At 49.9% G+C, this 19,052-nt stretch carries 16 protein-coding genes; 9 read left to right on the top strand and 7 right to left on the bottom strand.

The genetic code is table 11. The features are described from left to right. The first annotated feature begins 268 nt into the window (after positions 1-268). Positions 269-1,435 carry a hypothetical protein gene (locus JOD20_RS10705; protein WP_204755267.1) on the top strand — a complete coding sequence of 389 codons (1,167 nt, stop codon included), beginning with the start codon at positions 269-271 and terminating at the stop codon, positions 1,433-1,435. A gap of 69 nt (positions 1,436-1,504) precedes the next feature. Here the strand turns inward: JOD20_RS10705 and JOD20_RS10700 are convergent, their stop codons facing one another. Continuing rightward, entirely contained in the window at positions 1,505-2,470 is a 966-nt protein-coding gene (locus JOD20_RS10700; protein WP_204755266.1) for an asparaginase, read from the bottom strand. Positions 2,471-2,856: 386 nt separating this feature from the next. Between JOD20_RS10700 and JOD20_RS10695 the strand changes: the two genes are divergently transcribed. Together JOD20_RS10695 and JOD20_RS10690 are read left to right on the top strand one after the other, a co-directional pair. After that, positions 2,857-3,237: a hypothetical protein gene (locus JOD20_RS10695; RefSeq protein WP_204755265.1), complete on the top strand. Its 381-nt coding sequence runs from the start codon at positions 2,857-2,859 to the stop codon at positions 3,235-3,237. 13 nt (positions 3,238-3,250) lie between these two features. Then, positions 3,251-3,493: a hypothetical protein gene (locus JOD20_RS10690; protein WP_204755264.1), complete on the top strand. Its 243-nt coding sequence runs from the start codon at positions 3,251-3,253 to the stop codon at positions 3,491-3,493. 521 nt (positions 3,494-4,014) lie between these two features. Here the strand turns inward: JOD20_RS10690 and JOD20_RS10685 are convergent. Both JOD20_RS10685 and JOD20_RS10680 read right to left on the bottom strand, forming a co-directional pair. Continuing rightward, positions 4,015-4,452, bottom strand: coding sequence for a gamma-glutamylcyclotransferase family protein (locus JOD20_RS10685; RefSeq protein ID WP_204755263.1), 438 nt, complete (start codon positions 4,450-4,452; stop codon positions 4,015-4,017). Positions 4,453-4,454: 2 nt separating this feature from the next. Then, on the bottom strand, positions 4,455-5,120 hold the full coding sequence (locus JOD20_RS10680; RefSeq protein WP_204755262.1) for a cyclase family protein: 666 nt from the start codon (positions 5,118-5,120) through the stop codon (positions 4,455-4,457). Positions 5,121-5,168: 48 nt separating this feature from the next. On the opposite strand from JOD20_RS10680, the gene JOD20_RS10675 reads away from it, so the two are divergent. The 3 genes from JOD20_RS10675 to JOD20_RS10665 all read left to right on the top strand — a co-directional run bounded on the left by JOD20_RS10675 (position 5,169) and on the right by JOD20_RS10665 (position 7,963). Continuing rightward, the gene (locus JOD20_RS10675; protein WP_204755261.1) at positions 5,169-5,729 is read left to right on the top strand and encodes a hypothetical protein; all 561 of its coding nucleotides are present in this window, start codon (positions 5,169-5,171) and stop codon (positions 5,727-5,729) included. A gap of 153 nt (positions 5,730-5,882) precedes the next feature. Continuing rightward, positions 5,883-7,520, top strand: coding sequence for a glycosyl hydrolase family 18 protein (locus tag JOD20_RS10670; RefSeq protein WP_204755260.1), 1,638 nt, complete (start codon positions 5,883-5,885; stop codon positions 7,518-7,520). A gap of 176 nt (positions 7,521-7,696) precedes the next feature. Then, complete coding sequence (locus JOD20_RS10665) at positions 7,697-7,963, top strand: hypothetical protein (RefSeq protein ID WP_204755259.1); 267 nt, start codon at positions 7,697-7,699, stop codon at positions 7,961-7,963. 8 nt (positions 7,964-7,971) lie between these two features. On the opposite strand, the gene JOD20_RS10660 is transcribed toward JOD20_RS10665, so the two are convergent. Continuing rightward, positions 7,972-8,991, bottom strand: a complete 1,020-nt coding sequence (locus JOD20_RS10660) for a substrate-binding domain-containing protein (protein WP_204755258.1) — start codon at positions 8,989-8,991, stop codon at positions 7,972-7,974. Between the two features lie 429 nt (positions 8,992-9,420). Between JOD20_RS10660 and JOD20_RS10655 the strand changes: the two genes are divergently transcribed. From JOD20_RS10655 to JOD20_RS10645, 3 genes are all read left to right on the top strand, one after another. After that, positions 9,421-9,780, top strand: coding sequence for a hypothetical protein (locus JOD20_RS10655; protein WP_204755257.1), 360 nt, complete (start codon positions 9,421-9,423; stop codon positions 9,778-9,780). 67 nt (positions 9,781-9,847) lie between these two features. Further along, complete coding sequence (locus JOD20_RS10650) at positions 9,848-10,747, top strand: PhzF family phenazine biosynthesis protein (protein WP_204755256.1); 900 nt, start codon at positions 9,848-9,850, stop codon at positions 10,745-10,747. 10 nt (positions 10,748-10,757) lie between these two features. Further along, positions 10,758-11,288 carry a gamma carbonic anhydrase family protein gene (locus JOD20_RS10645; RefSeq protein ID WP_338034182.1) on the top strand — a complete coding sequence of 177 codons (531 nt, stop codon included), beginning with the start codon at positions 10,758-10,760 and terminating at the stop codon, positions 11,286-11,288. Between the two features lie 55 nt (positions 11,289-11,343). Here the strand turns inward: JOD20_RS10645 and JOD20_RS10640 are convergent, their stop codons facing one another. From JOD20_RS10640 to JOD20_RS10630, 3 genes are all read right to left on the bottom strand, one after another. Then, entirely contained in the window at positions 11,344-12,414 is a 1,071-nt protein-coding gene (locus JOD20_RS10640; RefSeq protein ID WP_204755255.1) for a hypothetical protein, read from the bottom strand. 7 nt (positions 12,415-12,421) lie between these two features. Next, positions 12,422-15,538, bottom strand: coding sequence for a HEAT repeat domain-containing protein (locus tag JOD20_RS10635; RefSeq protein WP_204755254.1), 3,117 nt, complete (start codon positions 15,536-15,538; stop codon positions 12,422-12,424). A 160-nt stretch (positions 15,539-15,698) separates the two neighbouring features. After that, positions 15,699-18,923, bottom strand: coding sequence for a HEAT repeat domain-containing protein (locus JOD20_RS10630; protein WP_204755253.1), 3,225 nt, complete (start codon positions 18,921-18,923; stop codon positions 15,699-15,701). Positions 18,924-19,052: the final 129 nt, after the last annotated feature.

The raw sequence follows: 19,052 nt of genomic DNA, 5'->3' as shown, positions 1-19,052 counted from the left end.
ACGCGATTGGGCAATGGTATGGGCCTCCGCCACCCATCGCGTTGGATCGCTATTGTCCCGCATCAGCCGCTACGGCGAAATGGTGACATACTGATGATGCGTGCCCTAGAGTTGTATCGACACCAAGAACTCTGGCAGGCCGCAGTTAAGCGGGCGATGCACTGTGATTGGTCGTGGGCACGTTCGGCGCAACGCTACGATGAACTATATCGCCGAGCCCTCGTCAGTCGTGCAGCGCGTCGGCCACGCGCTAGCTATGGAGACGCGAATGAGCGTTCGTGAGTCGCTGTGGACTATGGATTCGTTTGAAGAAGCCTTCTTTAGTAATAACCACGGAGGAGCCGTGATCACTCATCTGCCGCGTTTGGTGGCGGGCTTGCCGCCCTCGGTTGCTGCCCTGTGGCGACAACTGTTCCGCGTTGATGTGAGCCATGGCACAATTCATCCACCAGACCGAATGCATGGCTGGATTGAACGCGCTTTTGGCAGTGTCGAAGCTGTCTTGCATCAAGAAATTATTCGGGTGACCAACCTCTGGACGCTCGATGGAGCAATTTTTAATCGGATTCGTGGGCTGCGCCCGCAACAAGGTCGCTATCAATCGGATATTGATCAGATTATTGCTGCTAGTGCTGGCCCGCAGGATGAAGCGGGTTTTTGTACGCCTGAAAGTGGCACCCCAGAAGATCGTTTTGGCCGTGTGCGCGGGCGCTATTGCCTCAGCGCTTCCAACGTCGCCAAATTCGATGGCTGGCATGGCGTGCTGATCTTCGATCAACATAATCCGTTGAATTTCAATCTCGAACGGGTTGAGGATTATATTCAGACTGCTGGGCGTTGGTTCGATGCGGTGCATAGCGCCGATCCGCAAGCGATCTATCCATTCTTTATTTGGAATAGTCTCTGGCGTTCGGGCGCATCGGTCATTCACGGCCACGCCCAAATGTCAGTTTCGCATGGGATGGCCTATCCCAAGGTCGAGATGTTGCGGCGTACTGCTGAGCAATATCAGCTGCAAAACAACAGCAATTATTTCCAAGATGTTTGGCGGGTGCATCGAGCTTTAGGTTTGAGCCTCAATATTCATAGCGACAACACCTATGGCTTTGTTTCGCTCACGCCAGTTAAGGAAAAAGAGGTTGTGCTGTTTGGCAATGATCCGCAAGAATTAGCCCAATCGCTCTACCACGTGCTCGATTGTTTTGTGACTGAGTTGGGCGTGCAAAGCTTCAATGTGAGCATGACCCTGCCGCCACTGACCGACACCCCTGAATCGTGGGCAAACTTGCCAACCATTGTGCGAATTGTTGATCGCGGCGACCCCAACAGCCGTGGCTCGGATATTGGGGCGATGGAACTCTATGCAGCAACCGTTGTTGCCAGCGATCCATTTAATATTGCCAATGCCTTAGCTGGCAGATTTCCTAGTTTATAAAGTTAAATAGCACAGCGCCCTGCCCATGTTTTTGATGGTGCAGGGCGCTTTTGTTTAAGCTGAATTTGATTATTCAGCAAACCAATCGCGTAATTCTTGGGGATGAGCGGCAGCACCCACAGCGACCATTAATTTGATGCGGGCTTTAACTGGCGAAAGTTGCTGGGCAAACATAACGCCCAATCGTTTGAGATCGTGATATTCGCCAACATAGCCATATTCGTCGTAGCAAATGCCCTTCAAGCAGCGCGTCGTTACCACCACCGGAATTCGTTTGTTGAGCGCTTCTTGAATGGTTGGCAGCCACCATGGCGGCACGCGCCCACCGCCAAACGCTGCAATCACAATGCCTTGCGAGTTGGTGTCGATGGCAGCGCGCAATTGACGATCGTCGGCTCCTTGGGTGGCATAAATCAAATCGACGCGTTCGGCCAAGCGCGAACAGGGAATATAGTGGCGACCGCTGGGCTGATGATTGATGCGCACAGTTGCGCCAGTTAAGCTGCCAATCGGGCCAAAGCCAGGTGCATCAAAGGCATCAACTGTTTGCGAATCGATTTTTTGCACGGTTGCTGCCGAGAACAAGCGATCGTTGAAGGCGACCATCACGCCCAGCCCACGGGTTTGCGGGGCGGCAGCAGCGCGAATTGCGCCGGTCAGATTGGTCACGCCATCATAGCCAACATCGGTGGCAATTCGCATCGAGCCAGTAAAAATCACTGGTTTATTCGAATCGATCAATAAATCGCATAAGAAGGCGCTTTCTTCCAAGGTATCGGTGCCATGGGTCACGACCACGCCATCGGCCTCGCCCAGCAATTGGCTATTGACTCGTTGCGCTAAATCAAGCGCCATGGTTGGGGTTATATGGCTGCTTGGCAAGTTGGTAAAATCTTGAAAGCTGACGTTAAATTCGCCGCGAGGCAGCATGGCCGAAAAATCATCGCCTTTGAGCATTGGAACTGCGCCGCTCCATTGCGGTGTGCGTTTGGTGGAAATTGTGCCGCCCGTTGTAATAACCACAACGTTGTGCATAGAGTCTCCCTGCCCGAAGGCTGTGAATCGTAAACTCGGCTTCAAGGTTTGAGTTTAGTCAAGCTTGTTGCTCACGTCAAGCATCGTCGCTGGTTAATCCACGAAGCGCACAAAGAGCACGAAGGGAAGAAACCGCGAAGGGAAATTGGCTATAGGCTATAGGCTATATATACTGGTTCATTAGATTGGCAACACGTGGCATGCCCTCACCCCCAGCCCCGCTCCCACTGAACGCGGGCGAGGGGAGTACCCGCGCTTTCCCCGACGCATTGCGCAAGAACCATGGCATTAAAGCCCCTCGCCCGCGCCACGGGAGCGGGGTTGGGGTGAGGGGATCAGTCGGTGGTTAACGCAATGTACCAGTATATTATTAAAGAAAGATTGCTATGCAAATATTAACCATTTTTGATCCTGATCAATATGTTATCAATATAATTGCTGAGATTGAGCGATTTCAGTCTATTAGAATTAATAATTTATCAAGAGATATGATTATGAATTATCAACCTGAACTGAATCAAGCGAATCAGCTAGGAATTATCTATGCCAGTGTTCCAGCGGTAATTTCAGAAATGCAATACTTGAGTATTTGTCACGCTAAATTCTTTTATATTCTTGATCGTGATGATCCATTGCGTACACAAAGATCATTAGGTGGCGAACGAATTTTGCCTTGGAGTATTGGCTCCTTTGTTTATCCATTTGATCGTGATGATCAATATGCTATAGAACATAGGCTTGTAACGTATTTTTTTGGTCGCGGATAGAAAGTGAGTTGTTATGAGTGAACAAAATCCTGAAACGATCAAAGCATTAATTGTTAGATTACATAATGAGAATTGGCAACCATCAGCAATCCTGCATATTCTCAAAAGCCTTGGCCTTGGGCGCGAAATGGCCGATTATTTCTATTTCGCGTTGGATCTCGATCCAGATGTCGTAACGTACATTTATGCTTGGTATCGGCAAGGAATTTCCGACGAAAGACTAGATTTTTTGGTTCAGCGTTTGAATAACTGGTAAAACTACATTCTCGCTATTGATCCACGAAGAGAAGAAACCGCGAAGATCACGAAGATCGCGAAGTTTAGGGTGAAGGAAGCTCTAAAACAATCCACGGAGAAACATTTGGGGGTGCTGGGGGCTGAAAACCCCCAGCGTTTCCCTCCAGCGGAGGGACGGAAGGGATGAGAATCATTGATAAAGGATTAGATTTCAGTGGGAAGGAATTAGCAACTAAATCGCTAAGAATGCGATGTTTCGAAATTGCGAGGCGCACGAAGAAAGGTTTTAACGCAGAGGCGCAGAGCGGATCAGGCTTTTGGCAAAAGGAACTGATCCCTAGCCCCTGACCCCCGATCCCTCGCAGCGCAACCGCGAAGAGCGCGAAGCAGGCGAAGTTTTGATCCACGAAGAGCACGAAGAGCACGAAGGGAAATTGGCTAGAGGCTATGGGCTTTTGGCTATACGGAACATATGTTGGGGTTGCAAAGCCGCTGGGGATTGAACAGCTACCCGATCCCCAGCCCCTGACCCCCGACCCCTTAGACTTGATTATGCTGCCGATTCCAGCCTACCCAATCCCCATCAACAATCCAGTGATCGTTGGTTAGATGTTGGCTAACTCGTTCACTGGCATAATACATCCAGGCTAAAACCTGGTGCTCGCCAACCTCAACATAGCGTGCAACCCGCAAATACCAACTATTGCCAGCGGGGCTAAATTGCTCTAGCTCATCGATGTCGCGCATGACTGCTTCGTACAGCGCTGGCTCAATTTCGACTAACGTGCCAACCACAGTGCCTTCGCCTGGAATCATATATGGGTAGCGGTTGGCATACAGTTGGTGTTGCTGCACAATCGCTGGAGTTTCGCTGCGGGTTTTACCTTCAAGATAGATTTTCCAGTTGTATTCGCCAGTGCGCAACGTGCCATAGACAAACAGTGGCAAGGGCGTATCGTAGCTTGGTTGTTCGTTCATCTTCAATCCTCGTTAAGCCGCGCATAGGCGCGTACCGGAAATGTGCCAAATTGCTTGATTTTTACCGGCACTGCCGAAAAACGAAAGCCCGCATTTGGCAGTTGCTCAAGCTGGCAAAGATGCTCAACAATCGGAATGTTGTTGCCCAATAATATGGTATGCACTGGCCGCCTACCATCGGCAGTATCATCAATATTGTATGAATCGATGCCAACCAAGGTGACTTGCGCCTGTACCAAATACTCAGCTGCCGCCGCTGTTAAGTACGGATGGCCCTCGAAATACTGGTCGGTGCGCCAATGTTGCGCCCAATTGGTGTTGACCAACACCGCCTTGCCTTTGAGATCAAGCCCAGCAAATGCTGAAGCCTCGATTGCCCGCCCATTGGTGAGATCATGGCGAATCAGCACACCCTCAAGTTCGGCAATTTGGGTTAATGTTAATTCGGCTAAATCCTTGCCATCGGCAAAACGATGAAACGGGCTATCAATGTAGGTTCCGGTGTTGGCAACTAACTCAATTTTGCCAATGTGAAATTCGGTGCCTTCTGCATAGACGCTGCGTGAGGCTTCGCGGCTCAGAAAATCGCAGATAATTGGGGCTGGCAGGCCCTTGTAGGTTATCATGCCAGCTTCAACAGTGTGGCTCAGATCGATAAATTGTGACATAGGCCGATCCTTGTAGTAAGTAGGGTTGGTTGAGTATAGCATAGGTGAATGATGGCGCTTCAGACGAGTTTAAATTGCTGGAAACATCATGCCCGTTGGGCGCTGCAAACCCTCGCAGGCTTCCACTATGGCACGCAAACAGGGTTGTTCGCAGGCCTGCAAAAAATCGGCAATTCCCAGATGGATTTGTATCTCGGCGCATTAACGCCAGCCCAAATCAACGGCCAAGTGTTGACCCAACTCCAGCAACATGGGATTGAAACTGAAGCCGAGTATGCAGCATGGTTGGCAAGCAACGACCACTATCAGCTTTTAACCTTGAGCGATAGTTCAAATTGGGTGTTGCGTTGGGGCGATGCTGTTGAGCAGCGTGTGCATTTGCATCCAGCTCGTTATAGCCCGCTGAGTGTGCGCGTGCGGGCGCCAGTTTTGCGCTCGGCCTATGCCTTGTTGCTCTGGCAACGTTGGTATGGTGGCGATATTCATAATCTTGAGCTGGTGAATCAGGTTCGTACAACGTGGCTGCAACTTAGCCCCATTGCCAAACTCCCGCCAAGCGATGGCCTAAGCGGATTATTAGCCATCTTGCAACCGCTAACCGCGCCATAGCTTCAGCATCCAACCATCCCAAATAAAGATATATAAAACTTTTTTAAGAAAGTGCTTGACAGCGCCGATTGGCCTATGCTAAGGTGTTATTAAGTAATTTCAATGAAATTACGAAGCAGCAAGCCGACTCCATAGTTGTAGGAGGATCAGTGTATGGCCCGTTGGCGTTTTGCAATGATAAGTATTGTTTGTTTGCTCTTTTTGGTATTCAATCTTCAGGCGCGGCAGGTTCCAGCGGCGCGGGCAGCGAGCTTGCCCAACGGTTTTAAGAGTATTGGCTATATGCCTTCGTGGGCAGGTGATGTGAATAGCATCCAATATAGCAAAATCACCCATATCAATTATGCCTTTTTATTGGCCAACGCCGATGGCAGCTTGCGCAGTTTGGATAACCCAGGCAAATTGCAATCGATGGTGACTTTGGCGCATAACAACAATGTTAAGGTCTTTATTTCGGTTGGTGGCTGGAGCGGCAGCTCGGTTGATGCTACGTTTGAGGCTTTGGGTGCTAGCCCAACCGCACGTGCAAATTTTATCAATAATATGGTCAATTTCGTCAATCAATATAATCTTGATGGGGTTGATATTGATTGGGAATATCCCAAGGCTTCGTCTGCTGGCAATTATTCGGCCTTGATGAGCGGCTTATCGACCGCAATGCATAGCCGAGGCAAATTGCTGACCGCCGCCGTGGTTTCCGATGGTTCTGCTGCCGATGGCGTGGCCGCCGATGTGTTTGGCTATGTCGATTGGCTGAATATTATGGCCTACGATGGTGGCGAACCGCACGCCAACTACGATTGGTCGATCAATAGTTTGAATTTTTGGCTTAATCGCGGCTTGCCCGCCTCGAAAGCTGTGCTTGGCGTGCCATTCTATGCGCGGCCAGGCGAAAGCTTCACCTATGCCCAAGCAGTTGCCGCCAACCGTGATAACGCCAACCGCGATTGCGCGACGGTCAATGGCGTATATGGTTGCTACAACGGCCAGCCCACGATTCGCCGCAAAACCCAATATTTGCTTACCCACGCTGCTGGAATTATGTATTGGGAAATGTCGCAAGACACCAAAGACAGCACCTCGCTGGTAAGTACAATTTACGACACGGTGATGGGCAATAGTGGCCCGACCGCAACGCCAACGCCAAATCCAAATGGCACGAATATCGCTCGTGGCCGCAACGCCACCGCTTCATCGACTGAAGCCAGCAGCTATGGCGCAAGCTTGGCGGTTGATGGCAATAATTCAACTCGCTGGTCGAGTGCGTGGACCAATCCCCAATGGTTGCAAGTCGATCTTGGCAGCAGCTATGCCTTGAATCGGGTGATTCTCAATTGGGAAGCAGCCTATGCACGCGGCTATCAGGTGCAGGTTTCCAATGATGCCAACAATTGGCAAACGATCTATAGCACTAGCAACGGCGATGGCGGCAGCGATAACTTGAGCCTCAATGGAACTGGACGCTATCTGCGGGTTTATACCACCGCCAAGGCTACTGAATGGGGCGTTTCATTGTTCGAGTTGGAAGCCTATGGCACGCCAGCCAATAGCCCAACCGCCACGCCACGGCCAAATCCAACTGCAACTAGCGTTCCCAACCCAACCGCGACCCCACGGCCAAATCCAACCGCCACACCAACCACGGGCACGCCCGCTTGGCAGCCCAACACGGCCTATGCAGCTGGCGCAAAAGTCAGTTATGCTGGCAAAAACTATACCTGTTTGCAAGCCCACACCTCGCTTGTAGGCTGGGAGCCTGCCAATGTGCCAGCGCTCTGGCAACAACAGTAAAACAAACTAGCTATGCAGAAACGGGGCATTTTTTGCCCCGTTTTTTGCTGCGGATCGAGATCTGCTATACTTTTGCGAGCAGGATTCTTTTTTAGCCTAGGTCGTTCATGGTGTATCGATTGGAAATATTTGGGCGTTCGAGCGATGCCAGTTGTGGCTATGGCTGAGGCCCACGCATGCCTTCGTTGAAGGTAGCAACCAATGTTGCGCTCTCGTTGGAGCGCTTGGTTGGCGCGCAAGTAAGCGTCAACTATTATGATCTTGATGATTCAGCGGTACAAGCCCAACATGCCAACCAACTTGAGTATTTTGCTGAAGAAGGCTGGCCGTACCCAATTGCCTTATTTGAGGATGAAGTATTGTTCGTTGGGGGCTTGCAGCCACTGAAATTGGTGGCTGCCGTCGTCGAACAACTGCGTCGGCGTGGAATTAATCTCACGTAAGCGCAGGGCTATTGCTTGCGCATCCAGCACGAATCGCGAATAACCAAGCTAGTTGGCACGGTGTGTAGCAACTGGCTCGATTCGCGATTTTGCAACATATCAATTAAGAGCCGCACGCCCAACGAACCCATCTCACGAATTGATTGATCGATGGTGGTTAGGCGTGGTGTGGTTTGCATGGTTTCGGGAATATTATCAAAGCCAATCACTGAGAGATCTTGTGGCACGTTGAGGCCCAGTTCTTGGGCCGCTTCAAGCACGCCGATTGCGGTGCGGTCGTTGGCGGCAAAAATGGCGCTTGGCGGATTGGGCTGGTTCATCAGATGATAGGTTGCTGCTTTACCGCAGGCCGAGGTAAAATCACCATCGCAAACCAGTGCGGCCTCGAATTCGATGCCCGCTTTGTGCAGCCCAGCTTTGTAGCCTTCAAAGCGTTGCAGTGCGCTCCACGCCGTAGGATGGCCTTGAATAAAGCCAATACGGCGATGACCAAGACTGACCAAATAATCAACAGCTTGGATTGCGCCTTCGTGATTGGTTGCTACAACCGATGGCACTTCTGCGCCCGCGCCATGAGGATCAATCACCACAATATTGGCGTTTGTTTGGAAGGTTGGGGCTGATGGCGAAACGATAATACAGCCGTCGGTCAAGCCGCTGCTCAACAACGCCACATGCTCGCGCTCCCAAGAGGCCCGTTTGTTGCGGGTTGGGCTGCCACTGGTATAAATCAATAAATCGTAGCCAGAATTTTCGATTGCTGCGCCAACCCCTTTGATCACTTCGTGGTAATAGACCTCAATTAACTCAGGCACCAACAAGCCAAGCACATTGGTTGTGCGGCTGCGCATGCTTTTGGCGGCTAAACTAGCGGTGTAGTTCAGGTCGTCAATTACTTGGCGCACTTTTTTGTAGGTCTCTGGCGAAACATCAGCTTTGTTGTTGAGCACTCGCGATGCTGTGCTCACTGACACGCCAGCCGCTTTGGCAACATCGTGAATGGTGATTGTTGATTGTTTTGAGCGCACAGCACTACCTCTATCTACCCATGAAACGGGCTGGAAACGATACCGGAAACGCGATCATCATAACAGGTTGACCATGAATGTCAATTAACCGTTTGATCCACGAAGAGCACGAAGAGCACGAAGGGAAGAAACCACGAAGAACGCGAATAACGCGAAGGGAATTTTAACGCAGCGGCGCAGAGAGAAGCTGGCTACAGGCTCTGGGCTTTTAGCTATCGGACATCGGGAGGATAGACAACGCAGAAACAATCCATAAAATAAACATTAGGGGGTGCTGGGGGATGAAAACCCCCGGCGTTTCCCTCCAGCGGAGGGACGGAAGGGAGGAGAAAATAGAAGTAGTTAAAAGCTTCTAGTATTCCCATTGCTAGCCATTTGTGCTACACTCCAAACTAATATCAACGACTGTTTTGATTGAGGAGATTAACCATGACCACGCTCAATGCCTTCAAAAAATCCACGTTAAGCCTGTTGCTCGCCAGAATGTTAAATGCAGCCAGTTTTGGCTTAGCGCTGATGCTGGCCTATCCGAGCAGCCAAATCAACCAGCTGTATGGGGTGCTTGGTTTGCTGGCGGCAATTGGCATGCTTTGGCTGACCACGCGCTTAACCAAAAATCCGGCTGATTATCAAACTCACTGGGTCTATTTGCACGCCGCAATTGTGCTTGGCCTGCTAGTGCTTGGCTTTAGCTTGGGCTTTTCGAGCCTGCAATTGTTTGGTGCGACGCTGATTTGGCTGGTTGTTGGTTTGCTTGACGGAGCTTTTCGGCTGCGTAAGCAGCGCTAAAACGTCAACGTCTTCGCTGCATCGTGCTAGAATGAAGCTAGATTAACCCTAGTTTGAGGATCGTTCTATGCCACGCTGGCGCGAAATTGTCCAAGTTGATGCCTTCGCTCGGGTTCCGTTCACTGGTAATGCAGCGGCAGTGTTGCTGGATACTGCTGGACTTGATCCGGTCGTGATGCAACGCTTGGCCCGCGAGATGAATGTTTCCGAGACGGCGTTTGTGCTGCCAAGTAGCCAAGCCGATTTGCAATTGCGTTGGTTTACGCCAACCGTCGAGGTGCCCTTGTGCGGCCATGCCACGGTCGCCGCGTGCCATGCCTTGGCCGAACGCGGCCATTTGGTTATTCCTGGCCAGTATACGATTGAAACTGCCTCGGGCATTTTGGCGGTCGAGCTGCAAGCAAGCGAAACCTCTGCTTGTAAAGTGTGGCTCGACATTCCCGTGCCCGAATTCGAGCCGCTCGATTTGCAAATTGTGGCCTTGGCTGCCGCGCTGGGCTTGGATGAAGCCGATATTCGCAGCGATATTCCGCCAACGCGCGGCGGTGAATATGGTTATATTGGTTGTCATAATCTGGCGAATCTTTTGGCGATTAAGCCGAATATGAATGATGTGCGTTTCCTCTGTCAAAGCCATCAACTAAGCGCATTAACCTTGTATTGCTTGGAAGGGCTAGATGCTGAGAGCGCGGTGCATGTGCGCTTTTTCGGGCCACTCATTGGCATTGACGAAGACCCCGTAACTGGCTCGGCTCAAGGCCCACTTGGCGCATTGTTGGTTGGAGTTGGGGTGATTGCCCAAGCTGATGGCAGCAATGTGGTGCAGTATCGCGCTGAGCAAGGCGATGCCATGGGCCGGCCTGGGCGGGTCGAGGTTGCTGTCGAGTTCGATCAAGAAGCGCAAATTATGAGTTCGCGGATTGGCGGCGAGGCTTTGACGATTCTGCGCGGCCATGTTTTAGCGTAGGTAATCGATTGTGGAATATCAATTTCCCTGCGTCAGCGATTGTGTTTCGCGCGCGGAAGGGGTGTATATTGCACCCCAAGCCTTGGTTTGTGGCGCGGTCGAATTAGCCAGTGATGTGAGTGTTTGGCCGATGACGGTTATTCGCGGCGATAAAGGCCTGATTCGCATCGGTGCACGCTGTAATATTCAAGATGGCTCAATTTTGCATGCCGACCCCGATGCTTGGCTGACAATTGGCGCAGGCGTAAGTATTGGTCATGGCGCAATTGTCCATGGCTGTACCGTTGGCGATGATGTGCTGATTGGCATGGGCGCGGTGATTTTGAACCATGCCCAAATTGGCGCTGGCTCGTTGATTGGTGCGCGTGCCTTGGTTACCGAAGGTATGATTGTCCCGCCCAATTCGCTCGTTTTGGGTATTCCTAGCAAAATCCGCCCACTCGATGCCGCTCATCTTGAGCGCATTCGGCGCACTGCTGAAAACTATGTTGCGCTCAAAAACGCCTACCTTGAAGCTGCTATCAAGAGTAGAGATATATAATAATGCACCGCTCACCAGCTTGCTAGAAGTATTTTGTTTAACAATCGCATGAATCCTACATCATGAGGTTATTAGGTTTAAAAACTATAAAACTTTGTGATTGGATATCAGTTGGTATTTGTTCTAGTTGTGATTGCATCATGCTTGGGGGTATTGCTATATCCTCAAGCATTTGATATTGGGCAAGATTGGTTTCAAGGATTGTATTGCGTTGAACGAGTCGTTGCATTAATGATATAAGGAGTTCGTATTCATTCGATATATTGCTAGACCATGGCATGAATCTTGAGACAGATTGCATATTAACATTAATTGGAATATTTCTTGAAGTTATTTGACGACGTAATTCATCAATCCATAGTAAGCCTTTTGATTCTCCGTGTGCAAAATCCATCCAGTCTATAAGGGTTATTGTACTAATCTGTTCAACGAAATTGCTAGACAAAAAACGCTGTGGATTAGGGGATAACACTGAATCGCGAGCAATTCGACGAGAATGTTCTTGCCAAAATATGAGCGTTTCTTGCGCAATTCTGCTTGCTTGTCCACTTGTAATATCGAACTCAGCATAAGCATGAGCACGTGCGGTTGCAGTTAAAGTAAAAAGTTCTTCTAAAGCATTGAACTTATGCCAATCATTAATTTTAGAGAGTTGCTCCATATAAAGATGATAAAGATCATTGAGATCGGGTAATACATGACTAAGAATGGTCATGCGCCTATCTTCGGTTGAAATTGTATCAAGTATTTGAAGTTCTTCTATCCGCGCTTTGAGTTTTGTCCGACTTTGTGCTTTAAGTAAATCAAGAATCTCACCAACATGAGTATTAAGTTTATTAATTTTTGCTGAAAGAAGTTTAAAACTTAAGGCTATTGCAAATACACTAAGCCCAGATAGGAGTAAACTCATGTTCGAAAAGATAGCAAGGTGATTAGTTATCTGCAATGCCGATAGAGAAGGATTTATGCCATTGCTCATGAATCGTAATAGTAAATATGGGCCAGTCGTAGGTGCGTGAAGATTTGGATGTATTTTCAACCCTGTAGATGGTAATAAATGGCGTACAATTTGTCCTGCATTAGGAGTTCCTGCTGCCCAGCGAATAACTCCTCCAGAAAGTATCATTTGACCACTAAATAAATAGGCAATTAAATCTTTTGGAATAGTTCGCTCTAATGAATGCTGCTAAGCCGATCCGGCGTAAATAGGGATCGTTGGATGGGTAGAAAAAGTTTTCTAGTTTATCAGGTTGGCGGAGCCAAATAGTATTTTCGACATAATCCATTTCGTCGAGCACTGCCCGAAAATTATCAACATGCAATAATTGCTTTTGGCTCAACTGTTGCACAAAATCGAACCATGCTTGCTCGGTATAGCAGCGTGCAGCCAATTGAATTTGCAATTGGGTTGTTAAGCGATCGCTGGCCAATTCGGCCACAATTGCGTGCCCCAAGGGCAAGAAGCTTGGTTGGATTTCGAGTAGCGGCGTAAGATGTTCCACAAATCGATAGAGGAAAAAGCGTTTTGTCAGAAAGCGGCGCACAATCGCGGCAACAACCTCAATAGCGCTAATTCCATAGAGTTGGACGAGCGATATAATGCTACTTTCGAGTAAATCGTGGCTATCGCTAGCAATGATCGCGATGATTGGTTGGACAAGCAGCCGATCAGGGTCAGGAATCAAACTAAGCGCCATCAGCGCATCTCGGCGAACTGCTCCATCAGGATGTTCCAATAACCCTGCCACGAGTTTGAGATAGCGTTGCTGAATCGCTGGCGGTTGACCTTTGAGCGATATATCGGTCAGGCTATCAACCACATTTGGATCGTCATGCTGACCAATGCTTGCCAAGATTTGCCAGGTTTCTGGGTGCTCAAGATAGTTGCTCAGCGCATGGACGAGGGCAATCCGCACGTCGTTATGCAGCTCAAGCCCATTCCAGCGCAATAATTCTTGGTAGGCAACCTGATTTTTGAGGTCGCCAAGCAGCCGCACGGTTTCTTTGGTAACGGTTACTCTGTCACTTGGCACATTGCGCAGAATATCCAAAGCTTGGTTGGTTGGCATACGCAGCAATACCCGCCGCAAAGCATAAATCGCTACGCGGGCACGGCCATCGGCCAAGGCTTCGATTAAGGTTGGCACGCCATCATTGGTTTCGCGGCGGCTTAATGCTTCAAGCGCTTTATCGCGCAAGACCTCAATTGGGGCGTTAAGCTGCGCCAACTCGATCAAGCGGGTTGGGGCAACCTCGCTGAGGTGGGCCAAGCGTTGAGCATAATCAATCAAGGTTGGGTGTTGCAGATCAGGATTATGGGTTTGCTCAATCAGGGTTTGGGCAAAAATCTGTTGTTGCTTGGTAGTCCAGCGCTCAAAGCCGTGTTGAATTGGCAACATATACGCAGCATCGCCTGTGCTGAATTTGCCTTCGTAGGCTTGGGCTGGCAAAAATGGCGTGAGCAAGTCTTGGCGTTTGCTCTGCACAAAATTCAAAATCAGCCTTTGGGTAATCCAGCTTGGGTCGTTGGCGAGCAGCTGTGGCACAAGTTGGTTAAAATGAGGGCGAGCGTAGCTGTGGAGTGCATCCAAAGCTCGTTTTGCTGCCCAATGTAACTGTTCGTTGGCGATTTGCTCAAGCATGGTAATTAATTCGGGCACATCCTTGATTGAGCGCCCAATAAAATAGACAATGCTGAGAATATCTTCAATTTGTTGGGCGCGTTGCCACGTGCGCATAATTGGTAAAAGCACGGCGCACAAGGCTTGGGCCTCGGCGGCATTCAGCTCACCACCATAGCTCTGGACAAACAGTTTGCCACGCTCGCGGCTCATTTGGCCAATTAATGCCATACTGGCCTCTGGATGCACCGCAAGTAATTTGCTCAGCCAGCGTTGTAAGAGCTGAATGCTGGTATCAGAGCAATCGCGGGCATTTAAGCTCGCACGCATAATCTGCTCGATGCTGGCGAGGTGTTGGGATTGCCACCGTCGTGCTGGCAGATCGCTTAAGGCTGTTAGCAGCTTAACCCGCACCGGATCTTGCTCGTTACGCCGATCGTTAACCAAATCCAAGACAGTTTGGGCATATTCTGGTTGATAGCGCACAATCTTGATTAACGAAGCGATTGCTTCACCCCGCCACTCAGCTTCGCTATGCTTGAGCGCTGGTTGCACGATTTCCCATGCCTCATCCCATGGCAAATAGGCGGCATGCTGAATTTTTAAAATAGGGAACATTTCCACATGCGGTACATGTTGCGCGCGCCGTGCTTCGTGCTGGCGTTCATTGCTCGGCAGCGCGTCCCATACATAATCTTGGAGCAACAACCTTTCATCGTACCATTGGCGATGCAGGGCTGCATACAAGGCAGATCGATAGCTAATTGGGGTTTTTCGCAGCCAAGTAGCCCATCTTGGGAGTAAATTCAGCTCGGCCAGCCGTAAAACTTGCTCTAAGCGCAGTTTGCTAACCAAGTGGTCCCAATCAAGCTCTACTGTTTGTTGCTGCTGAATCAGCAGATTGGCAATCGCTTGGGGGCGCTGATGGGCTAGGGCTTGGAGTGGCAAGGAATTGAGTTCCAGCTGTTGATCGAGCGCTGTTTGCACCAATCCGAGCGCCGGATCTGGCTGGCGCGTAGCTAATTTTGGCAGCGCAATGCTCAAAACTGCCTGTTTTTGTTGAATACTCTGCGCTGATTGCTGCAAAAACGTATTTATCGATGCAACACAGGCAAGCGGTTTGAAGCGCGCCAGTTGGCCCCATTCGCGAGGGCTAAACCGCTGAATAATTGATGCTTGCTGCTGATTGTAATACTGTTGCGAACCAAATATTGCATACTGCGCCAATTGCGCTGGCTCTAGAGTTGCCAAAAATCCATCAATTATTGCAAATCGACCTTGTTTGGCCAATAATTTGAGTGCTTTGCGCCAGAATGGGGCGGCTAATTGGCCCAAACTGGCGGCTACATCAGCATCAGTGCAATACACACCCATTAAATTAATTGCTAACCGAACTAACGATTGAGCAGGATCGCTGATAAACCTTCCAATCAGGCTGCTATCGTGGCTGCCGTAGCAACTCCACAAAGCCAAACGGCGTTGGTAAATGCTTGGGCTTTGGGCGAATTGCTCAATTAATTGACCGATTTGAGGATCGTTGGCGACTTGTTGGCCAAGTGCAACCATGCGTTTAATCCGTTGGTTATCACTTAATTGCTCGAACTCAGCCAGCAGTTGATCACGATTCATCAACACACTCTCCATGCTAATTAACTCGCGCTAGGGGCTATCTGCTGATAGCATACGAGTAGTTAACAAATTCTCCCCAGCCCGTAAATATACCAAGCCTGTCAAGCTGGCTGGAAAGCGGCGCGTTGCTTATCGGCGACGCGCCGCTTGCGAGCTGGATTTATTTGGGTGGCTCGGCTGTTTCGACCTGCGGTGGAAAGATAAATTGGGCTGGTACTGCAACCAACTCATCGGGATCGGCCTGATATTCGGCTAGGCGTTGATAATCGGCGGGATGCCAGCCCAGGCGTTTGGTTTTGAAGCCAAAGGCGGCGAGGCCAATTCGACGTAAATAAGCAGCGCTAGATTGATAGAAAAGGCTTTCGAGTTGGGCTGGCTGAGCTAGCCAACGCCGATTAGCAACCGATTCAACGACTTCTAAGACCGCCCGAAAGTTATTAATATTGAGCAAGCCTTGTTGCTGCAACTGCTGAACGAAATCAAACCATTCTTGTTCGCTGTAGCAATGACCAGCCAATCGAATTTGTAGCTGGGTCGTAAATCGGTCGCGGGCTAATTCGTTGATCAGCGCGTAGCCAACTGGACGATATGCTTCAAATGCGCTCACTTGGCGATCAAGCGTGCTAATGAGATCGTAAATAACCGTCCGATTGAGTAAATGCTCGCGTACAATTCCAACAATAACTGCCGAATCCTTAATTGCATACATATTAATAAGCGACTTAATCGCTGCATGGCGGAGCTGTGCAATCCCTGAAGTCAGCGCTTTGGTCAATGGTTTAACCAAAATCCGTTGGCGATCGCTGCCGTAAAAGAAGTAACAACGGGCAATAGCTTCTTCACGGACTTCAAGCTGAGGATGTTCTACTAGTGCTGCCAATAAGCGGAACAGTCGTTCGTGCATGCTGAGCGGCTGGCCTGCGAGCGAAATTGTGCTGAGGCTCTTGACCACCGTGGTTTCTTCATGGCTCAGCAAGCGCTCAAAAATCTGCCAGGTTTCTGGTTGATCAAGGTAGTTGTTGAGCGCATGGACGAGGGCAATCTGCACATCGCGATGCAAATCAAGCGCGTTCCAGCGCAATAATTCTTGGTAGGCAGCCCGATTCTTGAGGTCGCCGATCAGGCGGATGGTTTCTTTGGCGACGGTTATTTTGGCGCTCGGTACATTGCGCAAAATTGCCAAGGCTTGGCTGGTTGGCATGCGCAGCAAGACGCGACGCAAGGCATAAATCGCCACCCGAGCACGGCCATCGTCCAAGGCTTCGAGCAAGGTTGGTACGCCATCGCCAGTTTCGCGGCGGCTTAATGCTTCAAGCGCTTTATCGCGTAGCACCTCAATGGGGGCGTTAAGCTGGGCCAACTCGATCAGGCGAGTGGGTGCGACCTCGCTAAGGTAGGCTAAACGCTGTGCATATTCGATTAAATATTGGTGTTGTAAGTCTTCTTGCTCGGTTTGGGTAATGACTGCTTCGGCAAAAATTTGTTGCTGGCTGGTTGTCCAGCGCTCAAAGCCGCGCTGAATGGGCAAAATATAGCCTGCATCGCCAGTGCTAAATTTACCTTTATAGCGTTGGGCAGGCAAAAATGGGGTCAGTAAATCTTGGCGTTTGGTATGCACAAAATTCACGATCAGCGGCTGGGTAATCAAGCTGCGATCGTTGGCCAAAATGCGCGGCACAACTTGCGTAAACGTCGTACGAGCATAGCGATGCAGCACATAGACGGCACGCATAGCAGCCCAATCGATCGTATCATTGGCGATTTGCTCAAGCATTGCCAACAATTCAGGCACATCCTTAATTGCACGGCCAACAAAATTGACGATGCTTAAAATATCTTCTGCTTGTTGGCGGCGCTGCCATGATTGCATAATTGGCAAGAGTGCCGCCGCTAGGGCTTGAGCCTCGCTGGCGTTGAGTTCGCGGCCATGGCGTTGCACAAAGAGTTGGCCCCGTTCGCGGCTAATCTGGCTAATTAATTCGATGCTCGCTTGGGGATGCACTTCGAGCAATTTGCTCAGCCAGCGTTGCAATAAGCGAATGCTGGTATCGGAGCAATCGCGGGCATTGAGGCTACCACGAATAACTTGCTCGATGCTGGTCAGGTGTTGTGCTTGCCAACGCCGCGCTGGCAGCTCGCTCAAAGCGCTCAACATTTTAACTCGGACGGGATCTTGCTCATTGCGCCGATCGTGCACTAAATCCAAGACTGTTTGGGCGTACTCTGGCTGATAGCGCACAATTTTGATTAACGAAGCGAGTGCTTCGCCACGCAATTCGGCTTCGTTATGTTTGAGCGCCGGTTGCAAAGCTGCCCATGCTTCATCCCATGGCAAATAGGCGGCATAGCGAATTTTCAACTGCAGATTCGCAGCGGTATTGGGCAGTTGCTGAATCCGCCGCGCCTCAGATTGGCGTTCGTTGCTTGGCAGCGCTTGCAAGAGCGTATCATCGAGGAGCATTAATTGTTGATCGTACCATTCGCGATGATGGGCGGCGTACACTGCTGAGCGGTAGGAGCTAGGGATTTTGTTCAGCCATAAACCTGGTCGTGGCAGCAAATTGAGTTCAGCTAGCTGTAAAATTTGATCTACATTCAATTTGCTGAGCACGTTGCCCCAGTTAATCGAGGCTGTTTGTTGCTGTTGAATCATCAAATTGGCAATCGCTTGAGGTCGCCGATTGGCTAAAGCTTGCAATGTAAACGATTGGAGCGCAATTTGTTGATTGAGTGCTATTTGCAGCAGGGCGAGTGCTCGATCGGGATCGTATTCTGCAAGCTCGGGAATGGCTTGGTTGAAAATACTTAGCTTATGGTTAAGATTCAGGACTTCGTTTTGCAAAATCTGCTGAACTGCGTCGGCGCATTCGTGCGGCTTGAAACGGGCAAAGTGGCTCCAGGCTGCTGGTGCAAGGTGGTGGATAATGCTTGCTTGATGCTGGTTGTAATACTGTTCTGAGCCAAAGAGTTGGTATGGTGGCAGTTGTTGTGGCTCTAAGGTTGCCAAAAAAGCGTCAATCAAGTGAAATCGGCCTTGTTTGGCCAATAATTTGAGCGCTCTCCGCCAAAATGGAGTGGCTAATTGGCCTAAACTGGCGGCTACATCAGGATCAGTGCCATACACAGCGATTAAATTAATTGCTAAGCGAATTAACGATTGGGCAGGATCGCTGATAAAGCGCCGAATCAAGCTGCTATCGTGGCTGCCGTAGCAACTCCACAAGGCCAAACGGCGTTGGTAAATGCTGCTACTTTGGGCGAATTGCTCAATTAATTGGCCGATTTGGGGATCGTTGGCTGCTTGTTGGCCCAAGCCAACCATGCGTATAATCCGTTGGGCATTGCTTAATTGCTCGAACTCGGCCAGCAGTTGATCACGATTCATCAAGACACTCTCCTTGCTAGTTAACTCGCGCTAGGTTACGAGCACCAGCGAACTAATTTCTCCCTAGCCCATCACTATAGCAAGCCTGTCAAGCTGGCAGCGTAGCCAATTTGCCCCAGTTTTACCCCT

It is taken from the genome of Herpetosiphon giganteus (assembly GCF_016907925.1).
In the GTDB taxonomy this organism is placed as follows: domain Bacteria; phylum Chloroflexota; class Chloroflexia; order Chloroflexales; family Herpetosiphonaceae; genus Herpetosiphon; species Herpetosiphon giganteus.
The sequence above is the reverse complement of the archived record's forward strand: the minus strand, read 5'-3'. Positions and strand labels throughout refer to the sequence as shown.